Source organism: Mycoplasma sp. 06067-C1-B144P-99-0482-3, from assembly GCF_051053925.1.
In the GTDB taxonomy this organism is placed as follows: Bacteria; Bacillota_I; Bacilli_A; order Mycoplasmatales; family Mycoplasmataceae; genus Mycoplasma; species Mycoplasma leachii.
Window position 1 is genome coordinate 200,375 of record NZ_CP144017.1, and the last position, 26,429, is coordinate 226,803.

Below are 26,429 nucleotides of genomic sequence, written 5' to 3' on the forward strand. Positions count from 1 at the left end.
AAAAGATTTTTTACTTTCAAAAATTTATAATTGATTATTTTTTATTTTTGAACTTTTGACTATAGTTTTTGGAACAATTTCTATTTTTAAAGAATCTTTAGTTTTCTTAATTTTAACTGGTGTATGTTGCTTCATCACCATTATATTTGATTATCTTTATGACAACAGAAAATATTATGAAATGAAAAGAAAATATACCTAAGATATAGTCTAACTGTTTCAAAAGTAAAAAATAAATAAAAAAATAGAAAGGAATATTAAATTGAAAGTTTTATTAATAGAACATATTTCAAATTTATCTAAAGATTTAATACTAGATAAAAATCAATTAATTACAAAAATTAATGATGAAATTCAAATTAAACAATTTTTACAAACTACAAAAAAAGTTCCTAGTGTTTTACCTAAAGAAATCACAAACTTAAAGACTGCATTTAAAGATAATGAAAATGAATTTATTGAGGGAATTCAAGACTGAGATACATCAAATGTAAAAAATATGCGTTATATGTTTAAAGGTGCAACTTCATTTGACCAACCCATTGGTAACTGAGATACATCAAATGTTACTGATATGAGTGCAATGTTCTATGGTGCAAAATCTTTCAACCAAGATTTATCAAACTGAAATACTTCTAATGTCTGAAAATAAAGCCAACGTATCAATGTTTCTAATACAAATTGAAAAAAATAATATTGACTTAAATTTAGCAAAACAACTAGCTAAAAGATATATCAACTTATACACCTTTATATACCCTACATCACTTAATAACTAGAAAGGAGTTGATTAAATGCTTATAGATATAAAGGGTGCAATTTCAGATGGTTTTTGATGACTTTTTATTGGGTCTATACTGCATATATTTAATGGTATTGAAAAAGTTTTAAACTTTCTAATATTTGATTTAGGTGCACTCTTACTATTTGGTAAGTCAGGATTTAGAGAATTAAATTGAAATACTATACCTGTTCCTAAGGAATTTCTTTATTTTCTTGGTTTTGCAGCAATTGTAGGTTTAGCAGTTTTCTTCATTCAACTTATAAAAGGTTATTTTAAAGGTGGAGAGAGCTTAAAAACAAACTTTATAAATTCTATCAAAGGTTTTTGAAAAGCAACTTTTGCTTTACTTGTAATACCACTTTTATTAGTTGGAATAACATTTTTATTTCGTGGTGTTGGTTATTTAATAAATCTTATATTTAAAAATAATCAAGAAACATCTTTAACAGGACAATTATATTATTTTGGTTTTAGGAATAGTTATTTAAAATCAATATTCCTAAAACAATTTAATGAAAATAGTTTTTCAGCACCTTATCATTGATTGTATGGTGGTGATTGGTCTCCAACAATATCAATAATTGCTACTTGAGCGTGTGTTTTTTCTTTGTATAAAATCATCTCAAATATGGGAGTTAAATTAGAAAAAATGTTTGCTCTAGCATTAATTTCTCCTATACCAGCAATTATGCAAATTAGAGATAATGGTGAGAAACTAGCAAACTGAAAAAATGAATTTGAAAAGATTGTATTTGGTGTAATTGGTGGTTATTTTTCTTATTTTCTTTTTGAAAGATTATTAGAATATATTATGAAAATTGAAAATGTTCTTGCTTATAGTGGTAATTTAAATTCAACACTTATTTTAATTTTACAATTAGGTCTAATACTTGGACTAACTCGTTTAATTTTTAGTTTTTCTAATTATATTAGAGATTTATTTACATTTAATGCTACTTTGTCTTCTGAGATTTCAGATGGTCATTCAAACACTTCAAATCCAATAGCCAAAGTCTTGTCTTACACTCCTATTGGACTAGCAGCTTCAATAATTAAAAATACTTTCAATGCTAAATATAACAGACGAGCAACAGCAAAAGTAAATGAAAAAACCAAAATAAGAATGCAAAAAAAACGTATAAATCAAAACAAGAAGAAATGAGAAAAGACTTGAAAAACACACTAAAGAAAATCAATCAAAAGAAAATAAGGTATATCTAGGTATACACCTTTATATACCCTACATCACTATATAGAAAAGAAAAATAAAATGAAACAGCCTTTAATAACAAAAGCTTTTGGACAAGCAAAATTTAAAATATATGGTTTTAATATAATAGACTTGGGTTATATGTTTTTAGCAGTTATATTATCTTTAATAGTGGGTGTTTCTGTTTCAAACAATGTCTTTATTAAAATTGTTGCAATGCTAGGTATACTTATTGTTTTTGCAATAGGTTTAATACCAACACCAATTGGGATGATTTGAAAAATTCTTCCTAGTGTTATATTAAAATTTATTTCTAAAAATATATATGAATCAAAAGAAGAAATTGCAAATGAATTACCAATTAAAAAAATTGAAGTTGATTTTTTGATAAGTAAACAAAATACCAAAAATGTAGCATTTGAAGTAAATGGTATTGATTTATCAATTTTAGAAGACAAAGATGTTGAACTTAAAATAAAATTATATGAGCAATTTCTAAAGAGTTTAGATGTTGAAGTTTATCAAATTAAAATTGATAAGCAATTACAATTAGATAAATATGAACAATGATTAACTCAACACCAACAAGGTACTAAAAATGCTGAAAAAATTAAACAATTAGATGATTACATAAATCAAATTAAAGAAAAAGAACTTGAATATAATTCTAAATTTTATTTAGTTTTTTCAAGTAAAGACAATCAAAGTTTACAAAATGCAATTAAAAATTTAAAAATCTTTTTTAGCAAAATTGAATTGACATATAAACAATTAGAAAACTTTGAATTTATTAACTTACTAAAAGATATGTATTTTGACTTTGATAAGGATGATTTTACCCAACAAGATATAAAAGAACATATAGATAATATAGATTATTTATTAAGTTATGATAACTTAAAAATTAAAAATAATTATATGATTTTTGCAAATAACGAATATGAGACTTATATTTCTTGTAAAACATTAAAAGAATATGCTTCATCTCCTGATATAAGTTGATTTTTTGATATTTCAACAGAACGTGGAACAGTTGTATCTAGAATTTCTCCACTTAAACAACAGCAAATTAATAGAATGGTTAATAATGCTAATATAAAAGCAAGAGTTAATCAAAAACTTAATAAGCAAGTAAAATTAACTGATGTTATTACAGAAGAAGCAAACATTGATTCAATTCAAGAATTAGCAGCGAATCTAAAATTAGGTAATGAAAAATTATTTTTAATATCTACTACATTCATTAGCTTTGGTGATAGTTTATCGGATTTAAAAGAAAATGAAAACAATATAAAATTAGAACTTTGAAATAATGACTTTGTTTTATCTAATCAATCATTTAAACAATTTGAAACCTTTATAAACTCTTTTCCACTTGGTTTAGCTTCAAATAAAAATATAGTTTTAAAACAAGAAATAAGCTCATGAGCATTAGCAAATAGTTTTCCATTTGTAGATAACAATTGAACAGATATTAGTGGAATTTATTTTGGTGATACTTTGAATTACTCACCGTTTATCATTGATTTTTTCAAAAGAAAAAGTAATGTCTTAAATTGTAATGCTACTGTAATTGGTGCTAGTGGTTCTGGTAAAAGTGTAACTATGAAAAAACTAGTTAACTTTAATTGTGTTGCTGGTATTAAAACAATCATTTTTGACCCAGAAAGAACAGAATTTTTACCATTAATAAAAAAATGAAGTGGTCAAATAATTAATGTTGCATTAGGTAATAAAACTAAAATTAACCCATTAGAGATATTTAAGAATGTTGAAAATGATAATTTAAATATTAACTCTATTATTTCAAATCACTTACAAGTATTAGAAGAGTGATTTTCAAATCTATTTTCTAACTTAGAAGAAATAGTTTTAGAAGCATTCTTAATTTCAATTCAAAATTGCTACAAAAACTCTAAATTTTACAATAAACCAATTAAAGATTGAACAAGTGAAGATTTCCCAACATTTGATGATTTAAAACCATATGTTTTAGATGAAGTTTCAAAAGCACAATCAAGATTAATTAGATTAGAATATATTATTAATAACTTTGTTGGGAATGGTAAATATGCTAACTTATGAAATGGTTATACTAATATAGATTTAACTAATGATTTAATTTTATTTGACTTTGCTGATTTTGGTTCTGGTGGACAAAATACTAGAATTAAAGCAGCACAGCTATCACTATTAGTTAAAATTGTAGATAACATCATATGAAATAACGACTTAACAATACGTCAACCAATTCAAATCATAGTTGATGAAGCACACACATTTATAAGCAGTGACAACACTTATGCTTTAAATATGATGTCTACATTTGCAAGACGTATTAGAAAAAGAAATGGTTCATTTATTCTAGCAACTCAAAATATTTCTGACTTTGTTAAACCAGGAGCAATTAAAGACGCAAGAGATATCATTAATAACACTCAATTCTCATTTATTGGAAAACTTATGCCCCAAGATTTAAAAGATTTAGATACTTTATATTCTAAATTTAATGGGTTTACTGAAAATGAAATGACTAATATCAGAACTCAAGAAGTAGGTAATTTCTTATTCATTAATGGTGGTATAGAAAAAATATTTTTTAAAACCAATATAAGTGATTTAGAAAAACAAAACATTGGAATTAAAAAACAACTTGAACAAGAAGCAAAACAACTAAATCTAGGTGCTTTATTTAACAAAGATGAAAAATCAATCTTTGAAGCATTTAAAAACTTAAACAGAAATGTTAACTTAGAACAAAATGATGTTGATATTAATGTTCATCAAAACACAGCAACTATTACTGTTAAATCAAAAAATGATAAATACCAAGGTCAAGTTACAGTTAACTTTACAGTTAAAGAAAAACTTCAAAACATTGCCAATATAAGTGATTTAGAACAACAAAACATTGAAATAAAAGTTTAATTTAAGAACCTTTAAGGTTCTTTTTTTACTAACAATTTAGTCGGATTTCCGACCTTTTTGTCTGTGAAGACTTTAATTTATTTTAAAACATCTTATTAAATCTAAACTCTTTGTTATTTATCTCTTGACTTAATTTAATTTTTATGATATTATATTAATATATTTATATTTTTAAGTACTACAACCCAACTGATAATATATTAAAAAGCATTATTTATAAGTAATGCCTTTTTGTCTTACTTATAACAACCACTTAAAACCTGGTTGTTTTTTTGTTTATTGACTTAATTTAAACCCAATACAATAGAAAGGGCTAACAAAATGATATCAAAACAAAACCTTAAAAAAGTAAGTCCAGTAATTAGTTATTATGGTTCTAAATTCAGACTATTAGATAAAATTTTTAGTTTGTTGGAACTACAAGAAAACGATATCTTTTTAGACTTATTTGGTGGTAGTGGTATTGTTGGAGTTAATGCTAAAGAAATCTTTAATTGTAAAGTAATTATTAATGATTATGATAATGTTTTACCTTTAAATTTAACTTATGCTTTAAAAAATATTTTGAGCTTTGAGGGTAATTTAAAAAACTATACAAAAAAATCATCAGATGTTTTAGAAAAATTAGTAATCACTTTATAACAATCAGTATAGTAAAAATTCATAATAAGGGAGAAAACAATATGAAATTTATAGAAGATAAAGATTTATGATGAATAACTCAATATGCTGAGAATGTTTCTGATGAAGGAGTTTATGAAGTAATTAATTGAAAAATCAAAAACTCAGATGAAGAAGACAGACAAGCTATAGTAGAGCAAATCTTAAATCTTGTTGAAAATATGTCAAATTTAGATGATGAAATAAACAAAAAAATTTATAACAAACTAATGTCAGATAATCTTTTCTCACTATCTAAATTAGAAGATATTAATGAGTTTTTTGATAAATTGGATTATGAAGAAGTTGATGAAGTTGCTAATTACTTTTCATTAGATAATTTTGATGAGTTTTTAGAAGAAGAAGAAATTATATCAGATAGTTCTTTAGAAGAGCTTATTGACACTTCATTAAAAGAGAATGGTTTAGATAGTTATTATATTAATTTAGTTGAACCTTGACGAAATTCTACTGCTGAATATGTGGTTATTAATGACTATGTAAATGGTTTTTCTGATAAATATAGTGATGATGAAGTTAAAAAAGCACATAAAAATCACATTATAAAGCAATTTATTGATGAACTAAAATTAGGTTAAATCACAATTTAAACAAATTATAAATAAATGAAAAAGATAAAACCAATTATTAGTTATTATGGTTCTAAATATAGGATGTTAAAAAATATTTTTAGTGTTTTAGATTCAAATTCATTTGATATATTTTTAGATTTGTTTGCTGGTAGTGGAATTGTTGGAGTTAATGCTAGACATTTATTTAACTGTCAAACTATTATTAATGATTATGATAATGTTCTACCTTTAAATTTAACTTATGCTTTAAAAAATATTTTGAGCTTTGAGGGTAATTTAAAAAACTATACTAAAAAAAGATTAGATTATTTTATTAAAAGACTTGACAATGGTTGAGTTGATAAATTAAATCAGTATAACAAAATTTTACAAACTATTAATATTACTCATTTTGATTACAAACAATTATTAGAAAATATTATTAATAATAAAAATAAAGTCACTAAATTATATGCTGATCCACCTTATTTTAATAAGACAGGAATGTATAAAAATAGTTTTACTATTCAAGATCACATTGATTTATATAACTTATTATCTGAACTAAAAATTCAAACTAAAATAGTTATTAGCTATAATGATGAACCTTTTATAAAAGAATTATATAAAGATTGAAATATTATTGAAATTAATAAGACTAATGTTTGTGGAATTAATAAAAACTCATCAAAAGTTAAAGAGTTATTAATAACAAATATCTAATAAATGAATATAAATAAATTTACTGTTGATGAGTTAAAAAAAGTTTTATCTAAAGATACTAGTTTAGATGATAATTTAGTAAAGAAAATATGTGTCAAGTTAAATAATAGGTTATTTAAATCCGATATAAATCAACATTTGGAAATTATTAAATTAATTAAATACATTTTATATAAATCAAGAAGTTTTGATGAAAACATATGTGATTTTTTACTTGATGAAATTATTTTTTCTTCATATAAATTTGAATTAGAAAAACTAATCAAAATAAAAAAATGTATTTGCTTACTAAAGAAGATTGCTAATAATAAAGATTTAAATCAATTTGCTATTAATAATAATTTATTTACTTATGAACAATATTTAAAAGAAAATGAAACTGAACTTTTAAGAAAATGAAAAGAAGAATTCTTAATTGAATATATAAACTCTTAAAAAAGTATATCTAGGTATACACCTTGATATACCTTACATAACTTAATAACTAGAAAGGGCTAACATATGAAAAAATATAAAAAAATATTAATTCACAACAACAAAGGTGGTGTTGGTAAAACTCTTATCACTTCAAATTTGGCAGTTTATTTAGCAAGTCAAGGTAAAAAAGTATTACTTATTGATTTTGATAGACAACGATCATTAACAAATTTTTTCACTAATTCAAAACAAGAAGAATCATTCAAAATTTTTAACAAAAATGAAACAGTAGATATTATTCCTACAAATGTAGAAAACATTTGAATAATTCCGGGAGATTCAAAAGTTGAACCATTATTACCCTTTATGACTATGGATGCAAGTTTTAGAAAATTTGAAAATCAATATTTTGATGATTTTGATTACATATTCTTTGATTTACATTCAGCTTTAACAAATTCAACAACTCTATCTTATAAAAATGCAGATTCAGTTATTTTTATAACAGATACTTCATTAAACTCAGCAAGCATATTGACTGAATTTGTTGAAGATTGACATTCTACTTTATCTGAAAGTGGACTTGATAATAACATAAAAGCAGTTATTTTGAATAGATTTCAACCAACAAAACAACCACTAGAAACACTAGAACTTTTAAAAAGAAAAGTCCCACAATACTTATTAAAAACTGTAATACCAAATCAAGCAAATATTTCAAAATCAATACTACCTGAACAAAAATGAATGTTTGAATCACCAACAACTAAACAATTATTTATAGATTTAGTTAGTGAATTAAAAGAAAGGAAAGCATTATAATGTCTAAAAATTTATTTAGTGAACAATATTCAAATCATGGTCTAAGTTACAAACAATCATCTACAAGAAGAGTTTGTATAACTATTCCTAAAAATGTAGTTGATTTAGAAATTCAATATGAAAAAAGATTTGGTATGAAACCTAACCGTTCTCAAATGTATGCTAACTTTTTAAAACAACTTTTAGAAAATGTTCCTGGTGATTAGTATAAATAAAAATATAAATGATTATTTATTCTATTCTAAAGAGTGACATAATATCAAACTAATTTATTTAAATAACTTGATAGATTATTGAATTATATTATCTTTTTTACAATTTTAGCTATAAATCTAACAATATTTTTCTTATTATTTATCTTTTTTAAAGTTGAGAGAAGAAAAATAAATTTATTATCTAGTTTTAAAAAGAAATCATAACTGAATAACTATATTTAGGTATACCAAAGTATATACCTTGATATACCTTAAACAAAACTAGAAAAAAGTTTAATTAATTTAATTATTAATTTAATAAATAAAAAACAAATCTATTTTTTATAAAATTGAAAGAAGAAATGAAAAGTGAATAAAAAATCTAAAACTAATCAAGAAATTGAAAATAATTCTAAAATAAAGCAAAAATCAAAATCTACACCAAACAAGAAACTAAACAAAAAAGCAATTTCTTATATTATGTTAGCTTCACTTTGAGCTGGTTCAGGATTTGGTTGATTTTTATATTATTATAATCATCAAAAATCAGTTCCTGTACTAAGAAAAGGTTATGAAGAACAATACTATAAAGAACTTGAAAAGTGATTAACTCCCCAACAAAGAAAACAACGTGAAGAGTTTTTAAAACAAGCAAAAGAGTATGAAAAACAACTTAAACTTGAAAAAGAAAAACGATTAGAATACGCTTCAAGACATTTAGTTAAGTTTATTAACGACTTTGATTTAGGTGCTATAAATGATAATCAAGACAAAACAATAATTTCAATACTTGAAAACAAATTTGAACAAGTTAAAGGTCAAATTAGAGTTGATGAAACTTTTAAAACAAAAGAATATGCAAGAATTATTCCTATTAAAAACAGCAAATATCATGGTGAAGTTACAGTTAACTTTACAGTTAAAACTAAACTTGATACAGTTATTACAAACAAACATTTAGACAAGTTTGATAATCCAGATGAACAACAAATCATCACTAAGGTTAATGAACTTAACCAAGGTTTAGAATTAACTAATACTGATGTTGAAGTTGAAATAAAAACTGATGAAAACAAAGCAATTATCAAAGCAAAAGATAGTAGTTCTAAATACCAAGGACAAGTTGAAGTTACATTTAACATTAGACCTACAATTGCTTCAACAATTAATTCAACTAGTTTAGGTGCTTTACTAGACAATGAAAAACAATCAATTCTTAATGCTATAAACAAAACAAATGATATTCAGTTAACATTTGAACAAGTTGATATTGAATCTATAAATGATACTAGTGCAATTGTTAAAGCAAAAGAAAACAACAATTACCAAGGTGAAGTTAAAGTTACATTTACAGTTAAAACTAAACTTGGTGATGTAGCAACACAACTAAATCTAGGTGCTTTATTTGATAAAAATGATAATTCAATCTTTGAAGCATTTAAAAGACTAAACAATAGTGTTAATTTAGAACAAAAAGATGTTGATATTAATGTCCAACATAACAAAGCAACTATCACTGTTAAAAATCAGAATGATAAATACCAAGGTCAAGTTGAAGTTACATTTACAATTAAAACAAAACTAAATACAGTTATAACAAAACTTCATTTAGACAAGTTTGATAATCCAGATGAACAACAAATCATCACTAAGGTTAATGAACTTAACCAAGGTTTAGAATTAACTAATACTGATGTTGAAGTTGAAATAAAAACTGATGAAAACAAAGCAATTATCAAAGCAAAAGATAGTAGTTCTAAATACCAAGGACAAGTTGAAGTTACATTTAACATTAGACCTACAATTGCTTCAACAATTAATTCAACTAGTTTAGGTGCTTTACTAGACAATGAAAAACAATCAATTCTTAATGCTATAAACAAAACAAATGATATTCAGTTAACATTTGAACAAGTTGATATTGAATCTATAAATGATACTAGTGCAATTGTTAAAGCAAAAGAAAACAACAATTACCAAGGTGAAGTTAAAGTTACATTTACAGTTAAAACTAAACTTGGTGATGTAGCAACACAACTAAATCTAGGTGCTTTATTTGATAAAAATGATAATTCAATCTTTGAAGCATTTAAAAGACTAAACAATAGTGTTAATTTAGAACAAAAAGATGTTGATATTAATGTCCAACATAACAAAGCAACTATCACTGTTAAAAATCAGAATGATAAATACCAAGGTCAAGTTGAAGTTACATTTACAATTAAAACAAAACTAAATACAGTTATAACAAAACTTCATTTAGACAAGTTTGATAATCCAGATGAACAACAAATCATCACTAAGGTTAATGAACTTAACCAAGGTTTAGAATTAACTAATACTGATGTTGAAGTTGAAATAAAAACTGATGAAAACAAAGCAATTATCAAAGCAAAAGATAGTAGTTCTAAATACCAAGGACAAGTTGAAGTTACATTTAACATTAGACCTACAATTGCTTCAACAATTAATTCAACTAGTTTAGGTGCTTTACTAGACAATGAAAAACAATCAATTCTTAATGCTATAAACAAAACAAATGATATTCAGTTAACATTTGAACAAGTTGATATTGAATCTATAAATGATACTAGTGCAATTGTTAAAGCAAAAGAAAACAACAATTACCAAGGTGAAGTTAAAGTTACATTTACAGTTAAAACTAAACTTGGTGATGTAGCAACACAACTAAATCTAGGTGCTTTATTTGATAAAAATGATAATTCAATCTTTGAAGCATTTAAAAGACTAAACAATAGTGTTAATTTAGAACAAAAAGATGTTGATATTAATGTCCAACATAACAAAGCAACTATCACTGTTAAAAATCAGAATGATAAATACCAAGGTCAAGTTGAAGTTACATTTACAATTAAAACAAAACTAAATACAGTTATAACAAAACTTCATTTAGACAAGTTTGATAATCCAGATGAACAACAAATCATCACTAAGGTTAATGAACTTAACCAAGGTTTAGAATTAACTAATACTGATGTTGAAGTTGAAATAAAAACTGATGAAAACAAAGCAATTATCAAAGCAAAAGATAGTAGTTCTAAATACCAAGGACAAGTTGAAGTTACATTTAACATTAGACCTACAATTGCTTCAACAATTAATTCAACTAGTTTAGGTGCTTTACTAGACAATGAAAAACAATCAATTCTTAATGCTATAAACAAAACAAATGATATTCAGTTAACATTTGAACAAGTTGATATTGAATCTATAAATGATACTAGTGCAATTGTTAAAGCAAAAGAAAACAACAATTACCAAGGTGAAGTTAAAGTTACATTTACAGTTAAAACTAAACTTGGTGATGTAGCAACACAACTAAATCTAGGTGCTTTATTTGATAAAAATGATAATTCAATCTTTGAAGCATTTAAAAGACTAAACAATAGTGTTAATTTAGAACAAAAAGATGTTGATATTAATGTCCAACATAACAAAGCAACTATCACTGTTAAAAATCAGAATGATAAATACCAAGGTCAAGTTGAAGTTACATTTACAATTAAAACAAAACTAAATACAGTTATAACAAAACTTCATTTAGACAAGTTTGATAATCCAGATGAACAACAAATCATCACTAAGGTTAATGAACTTAACCAAGGTTTAGAATTAACTAATACTGATGTTGAAGTTGAAATAAAAACTGATGAAAACAAAGCAATTATCAAAGCAAAAGATAGTAGTTCTAAATACCAAGGACAAGTTGAAGTTACATTTAACATTAGACCTACAATTGCTTCAACAATTAATTCAACTAGTTTAGGTGCTTTACTAGACAATGAAAAACAATCAATTCTTAATGCTATAAACAAAACAAATGATATTCAGTTAACATTTGAACAAGTTGATATTGAATCTATAAATGATACTAGTGCAATTGTTAAAGCAAAAGAAAACAACAATTACCAAGGTGAAGTTACGGTTAATTTCACCATTAAAACAAAACTTCAAAACATTATTAGAAATACAAATTTAGGTTATATAAAAGACAATACATCAAGAACCTTACTTGACCTAATCAATTCTAAAAATGATTGATCAATGAATGAAAATCATATAAAACTTAATAATATAACTAATACTTCTGCAACTATAACACCTAAGTCAAATGGTTCAGAAAATAAATATCAAGGACAAGTTATAGTTAACTTCACCATTAAAACTAAACTTCAAGATATTATTAAAAACACAGATTTAGGTTATATAAAAGAAAAAAACTTTAATTCTATCTTAAAAGCAATTAATGAAAAAAATCCTGGAATTAATTTAACTAGCTCTGATATAGCATGAAGATCACTACAAAGAGGTCAACAAGTTGAAATATACCCAGAAACAAATAGCCAGTGAAAACCATCTAACAAATACCAAGGAGAAGTTATAGTTACATTTAAAATTAAGGAAAAACTTCAAGAAATCATTAGAAACACAGATTTAGGTTATATAAAAGACAATACATCAAGAACCTTACTTGACCTAATCAATTCTAAAAATGATTGATCAATGAATGAAAATCATATAAAACTTAATAATATAACTAATACTTCTGCAACTATAACACCTAAGTCAAATGGTTCAGAAAATAAATATCAAGGACAAGTTATAGTTAACTTCACCATTAAAACTAAACTTCAAGATATTATTAAAAACACAGATTTAGGTTATATAAAAGAAAAAAACTTTAATTCTATCTTAAAAGCAATTAATGAAAAAAATCCTGGAATTAATTTAACTAGCTCTGATATAGCATGAAGATCACTACAAAGAGGTCAACAAGTTGAAATATACCCAGAAACAAATAGCCAGTGAAAACCATCTAACAAATACCAAGGAGAAGTTATAGTTACATTTAATACTAAAGCTCCATGAAAAGGACAACCCCACAAATATGATGGTACAAAAGTTATTGAAATAGGTTGAATAACTCTTGATGATGGTACAGTTCAAATTCCAACTTTTAATAAATATACAACTGAAGTCCCTGCTTATCTACCACCATTTATAACCAATTTAAATGGTGCATTTTCACAGCTTGAATCTAGCAGTGTAAAAAATCTTGATAAATGAGACACATCAAATGTAACTAATATGAGAAGTATGTTTATTTATGCAGAAAAATTTAATCAACCCATTGGCAACTGAAACACCTCAAATGTAACAAATATGAAAAGAATGTTTTATGGAGCAAAAAACTTCAACCAACCAATTGGTAACTGAGATACTTCAAATGTAACAAATATGGAATTTATGTTTTATAGGGCAGATGCTTTTAATCAAGATATTTCTAATTGAAATGTTAATAATGTAACTAAATGAAGTCATTTTGATTGAAACTATGGAAATTATTACAGAAAATGACAAATCCCAGAAAAATTTAGATAGTGTTAACCCCATTTTAAATTAGAAAAAAATATAATAAATAATAAATTTTCAAAAAATATATATATAATAAAAATGAAAGGATTATATATAATGAAAAAATTATTAACACTACTGACAATTTCAACATTAACATTGTCTGGAATTGTTGCGGGGGGGGGAGTTATTTACTGACCAATAATCCTAATCAAGTTTTATCAACAAACAATTATCAGCAACAAAAACAAAAAGAGACAAACCCTCAATTAAAAGGACAACCCCACAAATATGATGGTACAAAAGTTATTGAAATAGGTTGAATAACTCTTGATGATGGTACAGTTCAAATTCCAACTTTTAATAAATATACAACTGAAGTTCCTGCTTATCTACCACCATTTATAACCAATTTAAATGGTGCATTTTCACAGCTTGAATCTAGCAGTGTAAAAAATCTTGATAAATGAGACACATCAAATGTAACTAATATGAGAAGTATGTTTATTTATGCAGAAAAATTTAATCAACCCATTGGCAACTGAAACACCTCAAATGTAACAAATATGAAAAGAATGTTTTATGGAGCAAAAAACTTCAACCAACCAATTGGTAACTGAGATACTTCAAATGTAACAAATATGGAATTTATGTTTTATAGGGCAGATGCTTTTAATCAAGATATTTCTAATTGAAATGTTAATAATGTAACTAAATGAAGTCATTTTGATTGAAACTATGGAAATTATTATCGTCCTCACCAAATCCCACCTAAGTTTAGAAATTATAATCCAAACAATACAAAAACACTATCAATTGCTTTAGGAATTGTTGGTGGTGTTGTAGGTATAAGTGTATTAGCTTCTACAATTTATCTATATAAACGTAAAAAAATTAATCAATAATATTAATTGAACACCTAATTAAAAGTTAGGTGTTTTTTTTAATTATCATTTTGTTTATACTTTAAAAACTAATTTTACAAGGTATTTTACTATGAGTTGATGTAAACCACCTGCCATATCAATAAACCTCCTTATTTTGATTATTAAACCCCTTAAAACACATTTTAATAATTAGAAACTAAAAGTATCTTACTCTACTCATTTTGCTAAATATAAAAAAGTCTAAATAACTAAATTAAATTCCTTTTATTCTAAAGTACTTTATTAATTTTATATAACTAAATATATACCTTGATATACCTTGTGATTAAAGTTGTTATTTTATGTATTTAGAATAAGTGAAAACTTATATTCAAATATTATAATTAGTCAAAAATAGTACAAATAGGTGATGTTAATGAAATATAGCTTAGAATTTAAACACAAGGTATTTAATGAATTTAAATTTAAATCATTAAAAGAATTATCTAGTATTTACAATATAAACTACAACACACTTAAATATTGAAAATATCAAACACAAAAAATATTATTAAAGAAAATTAATCATCAAGCAAAAGTTTTATTTAAACACCAACAGAATTTGAATGGTTTATTAAAAATAAAAGAGATTTGACAAAAACATAACAAAAAAAGCATTTCTGTTTTTCACCAAATATATCAAATTCAAAAAGAATTTGATATTCCAATAAATAAAATATTAAACACTATTAGTGTTTCAAAGAGTTTATATTACAAAAGATTAAAACAAGTTGAAGTAAATATAAATAAACCTAGTAAATTAGAACAATTAATTATTAAAATATTTGTTAATAATCATAATTTAATAGGTTATAGAAAAATAAAACAAAAACTTTTTGAATTATATAACCTAGTTGTTAATCATAAAGCTATTTTAAAAATAATGAGAAAGTGAAACCTAGTAGTTGGTTGGTTGAAAAACAAATCAAAAACACCACATCATAAATCAGGTAAAAATAAATTTAATATACCAGATTTAGTTAATCGTAATTTTAATCAATTTAAACAACAAGGACAAGTAGTTTATACAGATGTTACATATATAACTTTAAATAAGCAAAAATACTATCTTTCTACTACTATTGATGGATTTTCAAAAGAGATTATAGATTATAGAATAAGTAATAAAAATGACACTCATTTAGTTGTTAAAAACCTAAAACACACAATTAAAAAATATCAACAATTAAATATTGATATATCAGGTTTAATCATTCACTCAGATCATGCATTAGTTTATGAATCAAAACAGTTTAGAAAACTTTGTTTAAAATACAACATTAGACAATCAATGGGTGTCAACTATTCCTGTTTAGATAATGCTGTAATTGAGAGTTTTCACGGACAACTTAAAAAGGGAACAATTCACTCAAATAAAAAGTTTTATAAATCAATATTTGATTATTTAAAAAATATTGATATTTGGTGTAAGTGATATAACAAGTCTAAGAACTCAAGCATTAAGTTAAACAAAAGAAAATTACTAATCTGTTAATATTTTAAATACCCTATACAACCTTTAATAGTTATGAGATTTAATAAAATCTTGATAAATTAAAAATTACAAAATCTAAAAAAAGTGCTTATAAAATAAGAGCATAGTTTTTGTTTTGCAAAATTTTTAATTTTTTTTTGAATTTGGGCTTCTAATTTTTTAAAAAATATGTTAAATTAAAGATAACTAATCAATATTTAATTGATATTTTACTTGTTTTCGCTTAAGGTAGCGGTTCAGATTAATAAAATGGGAGTAATATGAAAACAAATATTGATGTTAATATAAAAAGACTATTTGAAATTGATCCTTGGTTATTAGTTGAAAATAAACTACCAGACAATAGCTATGATTTTAGATTAAGTGAATCAATTACTTCTTTAGGAAATGAGTATCTAGGAATGAGAGGAAACTTTGAAGAAACTTATTCTGGAGATACTCATAAAGGTTGTTATGTTGGTGGGTTGTGATATCCAGATAAAACTATAGTTGGTTGATGAAAAAATGGATATCCAAATTATTTTGGTAAAGTAATTAATGCAGTTAACTTATTAGGATTAAATGTATTTATAGATAATATAGAACTAGATTTATTTAAACAAGTTCCAAGCAGTTATAAAAGAATATTAGATTTAAAACAAGGTGTATTAAGTAGAGAATTTGTTACTAGTGTTAATGATAAAGAAATTAAAGTTCAAACTGAAAGATTTGTTTCAATTGATACTAAAGAATTAGTTGCAATTAAATATAGTATTACAAGTAACAAAGACATAAGTTTAGATTTAACTAGTTATATTAATGGAGATGTGATTAATAGAGATTCAAACTATAAAACTAAGTTTTGAACTCATTTAGATTCACTAGCTAATGATCATTCTCAATTAGTAGTTTCAAAAATGATTGAAAATAACTTTGATATACAACGTTTTAGTTATGCTTGTTATGCAACAAATAGTTATAATTTACAAGCTAAAGAGATTGTTTTTGACCAATCTAATTTATATGCAAAAACTACTTATAAATTTGATTTAAAACAAAATCAAACTCTTACTTTTTATAAATTAGTTACTTTAGTTCATTCATTAAACTATTCAGAAGATAAATTAAAAGAAAATGCTATTAAAATAAATAATCAAATTAATCAGTTTGACTATGAACAATTAAAAGAAAAACACACTAGTTTATGAGAAAAACGCTGATTAACTAGTGATGTTAAAATTATTGGATCTGATTTAGATCAACAAGCAATTAGATTTAATTTATTTCAATTATTTTGTACTTATTATGGAAATGATGATCGTTTAAATATTGGTCCTAAAGGATTTACTGGTGAAAAATATGGTGGAGCTACTTATTGAGATACAGAAGCTTATTGTTTACCTTTATATTTAAAAACTTCAGATCCAAAAATTAGTAGAAACTTATTAAAATATCGTTATAATCATTTAAATAAAGCTATAGAAAATGCTAAGTTATTAGGATTTAAAGGTGCTTTATATCCGATGGTAACTTTTAATGGTGTTGAATGTCATAATGAATGAGAAATTACATTTGAAGAAATTCATAGAAATGCCGCTATGGTTTATGCAATTTATAACTATACAAACTATACTGGAGATCTTGATTATATTAAAGAATTTGGAATGGATGTAATGGTCGAAATAAGTAGGTTTTGAGCTGATAGAGTTCACTATCACTCAATTAAAGATAAATACTTTATTCATGGAGTAACTGGTCCAAATGAATATGAAAATAATGTTAATAATAACTGATTAACTAATTTAATGTGTCAATGAGTGTTAAATTATACTTTAGAAATGTTAAAAAAATTAAACTTAGATAATTCTAAATGAAATTTAACTACTAATGAAACTGATAAATGAGTTGATATTATTAATAAAATATATTTACCATATGACAAAGATTTAGATATATTTGTTCAACACGATACATTTTTAGATAAAGATTTAAAACATAAAGATTTATTAAGTAAAGATGAAAGACCTTTAAATAAAAATTGAAGTTGAGATCGTATTTTAAGAAGTGTTTATATTAAACAAGCTGATGTTTTACAAGGAATTTATTATTTATGAGATAAATTCACTAAAGAACAAATTACTAAAAACTTTAAATTTTATGAACAATTTACAGTTCATGAATCTTCATTAAGTCCCTGTGTTCATTCAATTATTGCTGCAAGAATTGATTTAATGGATAAAGCTTATGAGTTTTATAATAGAACAGCTAGATTAGATTTAGACAATTATAATAATGATACTGATGATGGATTACATATTACAAGTATGACAGGAAGTTATCTAGCAATTGTTGAAGGTTTTGGTGGAATGTTAGTAAGAAACAATATACCTTGTTTTTCTCCAAAACTTCCAAAACAATGAAATGGTTATGAATTTAATATTAATTTTAGAAATAGTGTTTTAAAAGTAAAACATTATAAAACAGAAGTTGAAGTTCAATTAATTAAAGGGCAAGCTTTAAAAATTAATTTATTTGATAAAGAATATCTTTTAGAATCAAACATTAAAATAGAGGTTTAAAATGGCAAATTACTGATGAAAAAATACTGTAGTTTATGAAATGTATCTTCAATCATTTAAAGATTCAAATAATGATGGTATTGGTGATTTAGATGGTGCTATAGAAAAATTAGAGTATTTAAAAGAACTGGGAATTGGTGTTATTTGATTAACTCCAATTTATGATTCTCCACTTGTTGATAATGGGTATGATATTTCAAATTATCAATCTATTAATCAAATTTATGGTGGATTAGAAAAGTTTAAAAAATTTGTTGATAAAGCTAATGAGTTAAATATTGCTATAATTATGGATCTAGTTTTAAACCATACTTCAGATCAACATGAATGATTTAAACAATCAAGATCATCAAAAACTAATCCATATCGTGATTATTATATTTGAAGAGATCAGCCTAATGATATTCAATCAGCTTTTGGTGGATCTGCTTGAACTTATGATCAAACTACAAACCAATACTATTTTCATATGTTTGCAAAAGAACAACCTGATTTAAATTGGCAAAATCTTAAAGTTAGAGAAGAAATTGCAAAAATGGTTAAATGATGATGTGATTTTGGAATAATGTGATTTAGATTAGATGTAATTGAATTACTTGGTAAAAGAATTGATCAAAAGATTTTATCTAATGGTCCAATGTTACATAAATACATTCAAGACCTAAGAAAAAATAGTTGAAATTCAAATGAATTTTTAACAGTTGGTGAGTGTTGATCAGCAGATATTGATCATGCAATTCAATATTCAAATGAAAAAAATGAAGAATTTTCAATGATATTTAATTTTGAACCAGTTACTTCTTTTTTTAATAAAGATAATAAATATAAGAAAAAAGCTGTCGATTTTTTAGAACTTAAACAAATTTATAAAAAATGACAACAAGGTTTACATAATAAAGGTTGAGCTGGTTTATTTTTATCAAATCATGATTTACCTAGAATGGTTTCAAGATATGGAAATGATCAAAAATATAGAATTCAATCAGCAAAAACTTTATTAACTAATATTTTTGTAATGCAAGGAACTCCTTTTATTCATCAAGGTGATGAAATTGGAATGACTAATGTTAATTGAACTGATTTAAACAAATATAAAGATGTTGAAATTAAAAATACCTATCAATCAGAAGTTTTAAAAAATAAAACCTTAACTTATGATCAGTTTATAGAAGGAATATTAGAAAATAGTAGAGATCATGCAAGAACACCATATCAATGAGATGATAGTAAATATGCAGGATTTAGTAATCATCAACCTTGAATTGATGTAAATGATAATTACAAAGAAATTAATGCTAAAAATGATTTAAAAAATCCAAATGGTATTTATCATTATTTAAAAAAATTAATTAAGTTTAGAGAAGAAAGTGATTATTCTCAATTAATTATTGATGCAAAATTTGAATTATTAGATCCAAATAATACTAAACTATTTGCTTATAGCAGAATTGATCAAAATAGATCAATTAAAATAATTGCTAATTGAAGCGATCAACAAGTTAATATTAGTCATTTAATTAATCAAAATAATAAGATTATTTTAAATACTGAAATTGATTTTGATCAAAATACTTTAAAACCTTGACAAACAATTATTGTTGAATAAATATAGTTTATAATAAAACTTATGCAAGATAAGAAAAATAAAGAAATTACAGAACGTCAAAAAATTGTTAACTATTTATTAGATTTGATTGAGCATAAAAAAGTTGATTTTAAAACCCCTTTACCAAGTGAATACTTTTTAGTAACTAAATTTAAAGTAAGTAGAGGAACTGTAAGAAGTGCTTTTTCAGATTTAAAAACAAAAGGTTTAATTAAATCAGAAAAAGGAGCAGGCTATTTTATAAATCCTGATTTTTCATTTAATAGAATTAAATCAATTAGAAATCAACTATTTACAAATAAGCAAGAAGTTTTTATTAAAACTGAATTAGATACTAGTAATTTAGTTGCTATTATGAATAAATTACATTTAAGTATTGATTTTAATCCTGATGATTATTTTTCATACATTAAAATATTTTATGTAAATGATTTACCAGTAAGATATGCAAAGTCATTTTTAAATAAAAATCTTTTTACTAACAATATAGATGTTGAAAAGATTAAAAAGTCTTTAATAGAATATCTTGAAGAAAATTCTATTAAACCTTTTAAATTAACTTCTATAATAGAAGCTAAATTAAAAGATCAAATGACTAGAAATTTTTTAGTTGATAATCATCAAGATTATGTGATTTGTAGATATTCAATTTTATATGATAAAAATAATAATATTATTGAAATTACTCAACATACTATTAATCTAGATCATTTTGAAACTTCTTCAATTAAATATTTGTAAAAAAAATCTCGGGCCCCGAGATTTTTTATTATTCTTCTAATAAAGATTGTAATTCTTTAATATAATCACTAATTCCATTAATTAAAGGTAAATAAGTTTGTTCTTTATTAAAATCAATACCAGCATCTAGCATAATTTTTAAAGGTTCTTTATGACCACCTGCTTTTAAAAAGTCTAGTGTGGTTTGAATATTTCCATTCTTAATATCATCATATAATTTATAACTAGCAGTTACATCAATTGCATATTTATAAACATAAAATGGTGAGTGGAAAAAATGACTAATTCTAGGTCATCCATAACCTGATTTAGTATTATCATCTAATTTGTCAAATACTTTATAACCATAATCATTTTCAACTTCTTTAAATAGATTATTTAAAACTTCACTAGTTAAAGGAGTTTGTTTACTTACTAGTTGACTTGCTCTATATTCAAAATCAGCAAATTGAATTTGTCTATAAAATGTTGAAACTAAATTAAATATTCTTTCTTGTAATAAGTAAATTTTTTCTTCTTTTAACTTAGCATTTTTATACATGTAATCAAATAATAAATGTTCATTAATAGTTGAAGCCACTTCAGCTAAAATGATTGGATATTGACTTAGTGGATAAACTTGGTTTTGTTCTGAAAATAAAGTGTGAACAGAATGCCCGCATTCATGAGCTAAAGTATTGACTGAATTTAGTTTATCATCCCAGTTCATTAAAATAATTGGATCAACACCATGTCCACCAGTTGAATAAGCACCATCTCTTTTATTAGTATCTTCATAATAATCAATTTTGTTTGGTCCTCAAGCAATTTCTAAATTTTTTAAATATTCTTCACCTAATATGCTTAAAGCTTTTTTAATCTGTTCTTTTGCTTGTTCAACTGTAAAAGTTTGATTATATTCTTTAACTAATTTTAATTGTCTATCACTTGGATAAAATTTATCTAATTTAAAGTGTTTTTTAGTTAGTAATAAAAAGTCTTCTAAAGGTTTAATATATTTTTTACCAACTTCTAAAAGTTTTAAATAAATATCAACAGGAATTGAATCAGAACTTAAACTAGCTTGTAAACTTGAGTCATAATTTCTTAATTTAGTATCTTGATGATCTGATTGTAAAATTCCTTCATAAATTAAAGCAAAACTATGTTTTTTAGAACTAAAGTTTTTAGAAAATATTTCACTTGCTTTTAATCTTAAATTTTGATCTTTAATTGGATCTGAATCTTGCAGAATTTCTAAAAATAAAGAATTAGTTAATGTTTGATCAATGCCTTTATAGTTAATTGTTTCTTCTTGTCTATCAGCATAAGCTAAAGTGTCATACATTCCTGAAATTGCAGTATAACCTTTAGATATTTTTGATAATAATTCTTCATCATGTTCACTTAAAATGTGCTTTGCTTGTTCAAAGAATTTTTTATAACCATATAAATATCTTTGATAACCTTCAGTTTCACTTAATCATTTAGAAATAGTTTCAAAACCAATTTTTTTAGTTTCTGGTGATACAAAAGAAGTTTGAATTTCAATATCTTGTAATACATTTATTAATAAGGCTTCTAAAGTTCTATAAACTTCATCAGTTTGATTAGTATCTCCCATTCTTGTATAAGTTGAAAGTTTGTTTGTAATAAAGTCAACTTTTTCTTCTAGATCTAAACATTTTAAAAATGTTTCTTTTTGATGTAATTTATTTTTAAAATCTTTGGATTCTTTAGAAATTTCAACTAAGTAATCTAAATCTTTTTTTCATTCATCTTGATTTTTATATAAATAATCAAAATCTCATTTATATTCTTTTAAGGCTTCAGGTCTTTTCATTATTTTTCCTGACTTTCTAATTTTTTAATTAATTCTGCATTTTGTTCACTTAGTTTAGTAATGATATCATCCATTTTTCTTAATGCTTGATCAAAAAAAGCAATTAAATTAGATTGAATATTAACTAGTTCTAATTTTTTGTTTATAGATTCTTTTCCATTTAATTCAAAGATTTCTTCAACTCTTTGTTTGTAATTTTCCATACCAACATTTAAAGTTTGTAATAAAGCAGGTAATGGAATATTTTCAAAATCAACGTTAGTAAAAACGTCTTCTTGATTTTGAATAGCTTCTAGATTTTGATAGTCTTTAGTATCAAATTCAATTGGTTCTACATTTAAAAATAAGTTATAAATCTTAATAATTGATTTAATGTTATCTTGATGAATTGGAGTAGATAAATTTAATCCCTTAGCGTCAATTTCGCTAATTTCTTCAGTTGAAACAAATCCAATATTTTCTTTAAAAATTTCAAATAATTCATTTTCTTCAAATGCTTTATTTTGCAAATCGATAATTAGTGAATTAACTACTTTTTTATCTAAACCAATAGCTAAAAGTGTTTTTTCTTTATTAATATCTGGTCTTAAAATTAAAACAGCTATATCTTCTAGAACTTGATTAGATTCATTTAATTTTACTAATTGTTTTGCTTTATAAAATGTTCAGTTTTTTAATTTCATAATATTTTCCTTAATTTATTTATTAAATATTTCAAATAGAGTTCTAACTAAAACTCCTTGACCTCTACCTTTAATACTATCAGTTCCAGCAATATCAAAATGAACATAAGGTCTATCTTCTCTAAATTCATTTAAAAAACTAGCTGCTTTTGAACTTTCTGCTTCATAGTTTTTTGTAGCGTTTGTAATATCAGCATTAATTGCATCATTTCTAACTTCTTCTAAGTGCTCTTCATACAGTGGTAATCTTCACATTCTTTCACCACTAAATTTTGAAGCACTTTTAACTAATTGTCATCTCTTATCACAATGAGTAAATACTCCAGTAGCATAACTTCCTAAAGCTGAAACAACAGATCCAGTTAGAGTTGAAGCTTCTCAAATTTCAGTTGCTTGCTTTTCTCTTATCACATAAGTAATCCCATCAGCTAATACTAATCTTCCTTCAGCATCAGTATCATCGATTTCAACAGTTAACCCATTCATAGATTTAACAACTGATTGAGGCAAGGTTGCAGTTGATCCGATTCTATTATCTGTAAACATACCAATTCCAACAATATTAACTTTAGCTTTGATCTTAGCTAATGCCATAACAGTTGAAAGCATAATAGCAGCTCCAGACATATCAAATTTCATACCTTCTAAATACTTAGTTGGTTTTAAATTATAACCTCCACTATCAAAAGTAATTCCTTTTCCAACTAAAGCTTTTTTTGGTTCATTTTCATCACCAACATATTCTAAAACTACAGCTTGTGGCTCATATATTGATCCTGAATTAACTGCTAAAAATAAGTTCATTCCTAATTTAGTAGCTTCTTTTTTACCTAAAACAGTAACTTTAAGTCCATCAATTTCTTTTGCTTTTTGAATTATTTTTTCAGCTAAATATTCACTTGTTGCAATATTTGGTGGAGTATCTTGTAACATTCTTGCAAAGTTTACAAATTCCATTTTAATAGCTTCTTTTTGTTCTAAATTCTTAACATCAAAACTAGTTAATAAGTTATATACTACTTGATTTGGCTTATTATCTTTTCTATAACTTACTTTATCATATGTTTCAAAAGCAATTGTTTCATAAATTGTGTTAATTAATTTTTCTTTACAATCACATTCATTTAATAAATTAAAAAATGAATCAACATCAATATTAATATTGTATTTATTTTCTAACACAAAATTTTTAAAAGCAATTTTTAGCTTTCTAAATAAATCCTTTTGATCTTTTTTAATTACCATATAAAAAGTTTTTTCTTCACTAATAAATGAGGTTGATAAATCAGTATTTACTACATACTTTTTATCTTTAACATCAGTTAAACAAACTAAAGTTAATTTTTCTTTTTTATCATTAAATTTAAGCATATATTCTCCTATCTATTTTAAAAATGATTTGACCTTAACATTAATTATAAAGAAATTTAATTAGTATTATAAAGTTTAATATTATGTTGGATTATAAAGTTTAATATTATTGTTAAAATCAATATAAAAAACATGTGCTTTTTTAACATATGTTTTTTAATTATTTAAAATAGATTCATCTAATAAAAATTCTTTTAAACCAACATAATAAATACCATTATTATCATGTCATGGAATTATATCTTCATATACAACAACAATTTTTTTAAAACTATCATTTACATTATTTAGTGATCTTGTTTCTTGTTCTTTTTTTTTGAGAATCTCAAATACTATATGCTGATTGAATATAATATTTTTGATGATTTTTACTTGCTATAAAATCTATTTCTAGTGTTGTTCTTGTTCTTTTATTATTTTGATTTTGTTGTATTTCAACAATTCCTATATCAATATTAAAATCTCTTCTATAAAGTTCATTATAAATAATATTTTCCATAATGTGGTTTTCTTCATATTGTCTAAAGCTTAGCTTTGCATTTCTTAAACCAATATCAGTAAAATAATATTTTAAAGGTGTGTTAAAATATTTACTACCTTTTACATCATATCTAATAGAGCTTCTAATTAAAAAAGATTCTTTAAAGATATTTAAATATTTTGATATGGTCGTAGAATTGATTTTAATATTTTTTTCAGACATAAAACGATTTGTAAGTCTTAAGGGATTTGTCAATGATCCAATTGCTGAAGAGATGAAACTTAACAAAATATCTAGAATCTCACCAGTTTCACTAGTAAGAGAATTTCTTTCTAATATATCTTTAATATATGTTTTGACAAATGTATTTTTTAAATACTTTTGTTTTTTTTCGTCTGTTTTCAGATTATAAATAGCTGATAACCCACCATATAACATATAGTGTTTTAATGCTTTGTCTTTATTCTCAAATAAATCATATATTTCAAAAAAAGATAAAGTATTTAAAGATATTTCATCACCCCTACCTCTAAATTGAGTAAGTATATCTGTAGATAGCATTTTTGAATTACTTCCAATTACATAAACATCAAGATTTGGATTATTATAAAAACTTAAAAGAACATCTACAAAAGTAATTTGTTCTGTATTTGGAGCAAACTCATTTATTTCTGGTTCGCAATATTGAATTTCATCAATTAATAAATAATATTTTTTATTTTTATTTGTTATTTGACTTTGTATAAAGTTGTTTAAAGTAGTTGGTGTTCTATACATTCTATTATCATAGCTATCCAGAGATATTTTTATAATTTGATCAGATGGAATATTTATAGAAATTAAATATTTATAAAACAAATTAAATAATAAAAATGATTTGCCACATCTTCTAATTCCAGTAATTATTTTTACTTTGCTGTTGTTCATTTTATTTATTAACTGATTTAAGTAAAAATCTCTATTTATTATCATAAGCACCTCAAGGAATTTTTGTGTATTTACACACTTTTTCCTTACATATCTTTTAAATTAAATCTAAAAAACATATTAGTATTAGCCT

General features: G+C 24.0%; 18 protein-coding genes and 2 pseudogenes. 16 read left to right on the plus strand and 4 right to left on the minus strand.

Features of this window, described 5'->3' with window-relative positions; all coding sequences use genetic code 4:
• Positions 1-295: 295 nt before the first annotated feature.
• The 16 genes and pseudogenes from V2P32_RS00895 to V2P32_RS00970 all read left to right on the plus strand — a co-directional run.
• Positions 296-643, plus strand: a pseudogene (locus tag V2P32_RS00895) (BspA family leucine-rich repeat surface protein); the annotation flags it as partial.
• Between the two features lie 151 nt (positions 644-794).
• Positions 795-1,970, plus strand: coding sequence for an Mbov_0396 family ICE element transmembrane protein (locus V2P32_RS00900; protein WP_434328467.1), 1,176 nt, complete (start codon positions 795-797; stop codon positions 1,968-1,970).
• A gap of 84 nt (positions 1,971-2,054) precedes the next feature.
• A complete protein-coding gene (locus V2P32_RS00905; protein WP_434343711.1) occupies positions 2,055-4,922 on the plus strand; it encodes an Mbov_0397 family ICE element conjugal transfer ATPase in 2,868 nt (955 codons plus the stop codon).
• 321 nt (positions 4,923-5,243) lie between these two features.
• Complete coding sequence (locus tag V2P32_RS00910) at positions 5,244-5,564, plus strand: DNA adenine methylase (protein ID WP_434343712.1); 321 nt, start codon at positions 5,244-5,246, stop codon at positions 5,562-5,564.
• Between the two features lie 41 nt (positions 5,565-5,605).
• Positions 5,606-6,181 carry an Mbov_0392 family ICE element protein gene (locus tag V2P32_RS00915; RefSeq protein WP_011387072.1) on the plus strand — a complete coding sequence of 192 codons (576 nt, stop codon included), beginning with the start codon at positions 5,606-5,608 and terminating at the stop codon, positions 6,179-6,181.
• Between the two features lie 27 nt (positions 6,182-6,208).
• Positions 6,209-6,877 carry a DNA adenine methylase gene (locus V2P32_RS00920; protein WP_434343713.1) on the plus strand — a complete coding sequence of 223 codons (669 nt, stop codon included), beginning with the start codon at positions 6,209-6,211 and terminating at the stop codon, positions 6,875-6,877.
• A 3-nt stretch (positions 6,878-6,880) separates the two neighbouring features.
• A complete protein-coding gene (locus V2P32_RS00925; RefSeq protein ID WP_434343714.1) occupies positions 6,881-7,312 on the plus strand; it encodes a hypothetical protein in 432 nt (143 codons plus the stop codon).
• Positions 7,313-7,378: 66 nt separating this feature from the next.
• Entirely contained in the window at positions 7,379-8,116 is a 738-nt protein-coding gene (locus tag V2P32_RS00930) for a ParA family protein (protein ID WP_011387075.1), read from the plus strand.
• The gene (locus V2P32_RS00935; RefSeq protein ID WP_434343715.1) at positions 8,116-8,322 is read left to right on the plus strand and encodes a hypothetical protein; all 207 of its coding nucleotides are present in this window, start codon (positions 8,116-8,118) and stop codon (positions 8,320-8,322) included. Before V2P32_RS00930 ends, V2P32_RS00935 begins: the two co-directional genes overlap by 1 nt.
• 357 nt (positions 8,323-8,679) lie before the next feature.
• Positions 8,680-13,713 carry a BspA family leucine-rich repeat surface protein gene (locus V2P32_RS00940; RefSeq protein WP_434343716.1) on the plus strand — a complete coding sequence of 1,678 codons (5,034 nt, stop codon included), beginning with the start codon at positions 8,680-8,682 and terminating at the stop codon, positions 13,711-13,713.
• Positions 13,714-13,803: 90 nt separating this feature from the next.
• Complete coding sequence (locus tag V2P32_RS00945) at positions 13,804-13,959, plus strand: hypothetical protein (RefSeq protein ID WP_434343717.1); 156 nt, start codon at positions 13,804-13,806, stop codon at positions 13,957-13,959.
• Positions 13,960-14,099: 140 nt separating this feature from the next.
• Complete coding sequence (locus tag V2P32_RS00950) at positions 14,100-14,591, plus strand: BspA family leucine-rich repeat surface protein (protein ID WP_434343985.1); 492 nt, start codon at positions 14,100-14,102, stop codon at positions 14,589-14,591.
• 397 nt (positions 14,592-14,988) lie between these two features.
• Positions 14,989-16,107, plus strand: a complete 1,119-nt coding sequence (locus V2P32_RS00955; protein WP_434343718.1) for an IS3 family transposase — start codon at positions 14,989-14,991, stop codon at positions 16,105-16,107.
• A gap of 260 nt (positions 16,108-16,367) precedes the next feature.
• Positions 16,368-18,665 carry a glycoside hydrolase family 65 protein gene (locus V2P32_RS00960; protein WP_434343719.1) on the plus strand — a complete coding sequence of 766 codons (2,298 nt, stop codon included), beginning with the start codon at positions 16,368-16,370 and terminating at the stop codon, positions 18,663-18,665.
• A 1-nt stretch (position 18,666) separates the two neighbouring features.
• Complete coding sequence (locus tag V2P32_RS00965; RefSeq protein ID WP_434343720.1) at positions 18,667-20,271, plus strand: glycoside hydrolase family 13 protein; 1,605 nt, start codon at positions 18,667-18,669, stop codon at positions 20,269-20,271.
• Between the two features lie 21 nt (positions 20,272-20,292).
• Positions 20,293-21,012 (plus strand): GntR family transcriptional regulator, encoded by a 720-nt coding sequence (locus V2P32_RS00970; RefSeq protein WP_434343721.1) that lies wholly within the window; start codon positions 20,293-20,295, stop codon positions 21,010-21,012.
• Positions 21,013-21,040: 28 nt separating this feature from the next.
• On the opposite strand, the gene pepF is transcribed toward V2P32_RS00970, so the two are convergent.
• The 4 genes and pseudogenes from pepF to V2P32_RS00990 form a co-directional block, all read right to left on the minus strand.
• Entirely contained in the window at positions 21,041-22,834 is a 1,794-nt protein-coding gene (gene pepF / locus V2P32_RS00975; protein ID WP_434343722.1) for an oligoendopeptidase F, read from the minus strand.
• Positions 22,834-23,517, minus strand: a complete 684-nt coding sequence (locus tag V2P32_RS00980) for a hypothetical protein (protein ID WP_434343723.1) — start codon at positions 23,515-23,517, stop codon at positions 22,834-22,836. Before V2P32_RS00980 ends, pepF begins: the two co-directional genes overlap by 1 nt.
• Before the next feature lie 15 nt (positions 23,518-23,532).
• On the minus strand, positions 23,533-24,888 hold the full coding sequence (locus V2P32_RS00985; protein ID WP_434343724.1) for a M17 family metallopeptidase: 1,356 nt from the start codon (positions 24,886-24,888) through the stop codon (positions 23,533-23,535).
• Positions 24,889-25,044: 156 nt separating this feature from the next.
• A pseudogene (locus V2P32_RS00990) lies at positions 25,045-26,341 on the minus strand (ATP-binding protein).
• Positions 26,342-26,429: the final 88 nt, after the last annotated feature.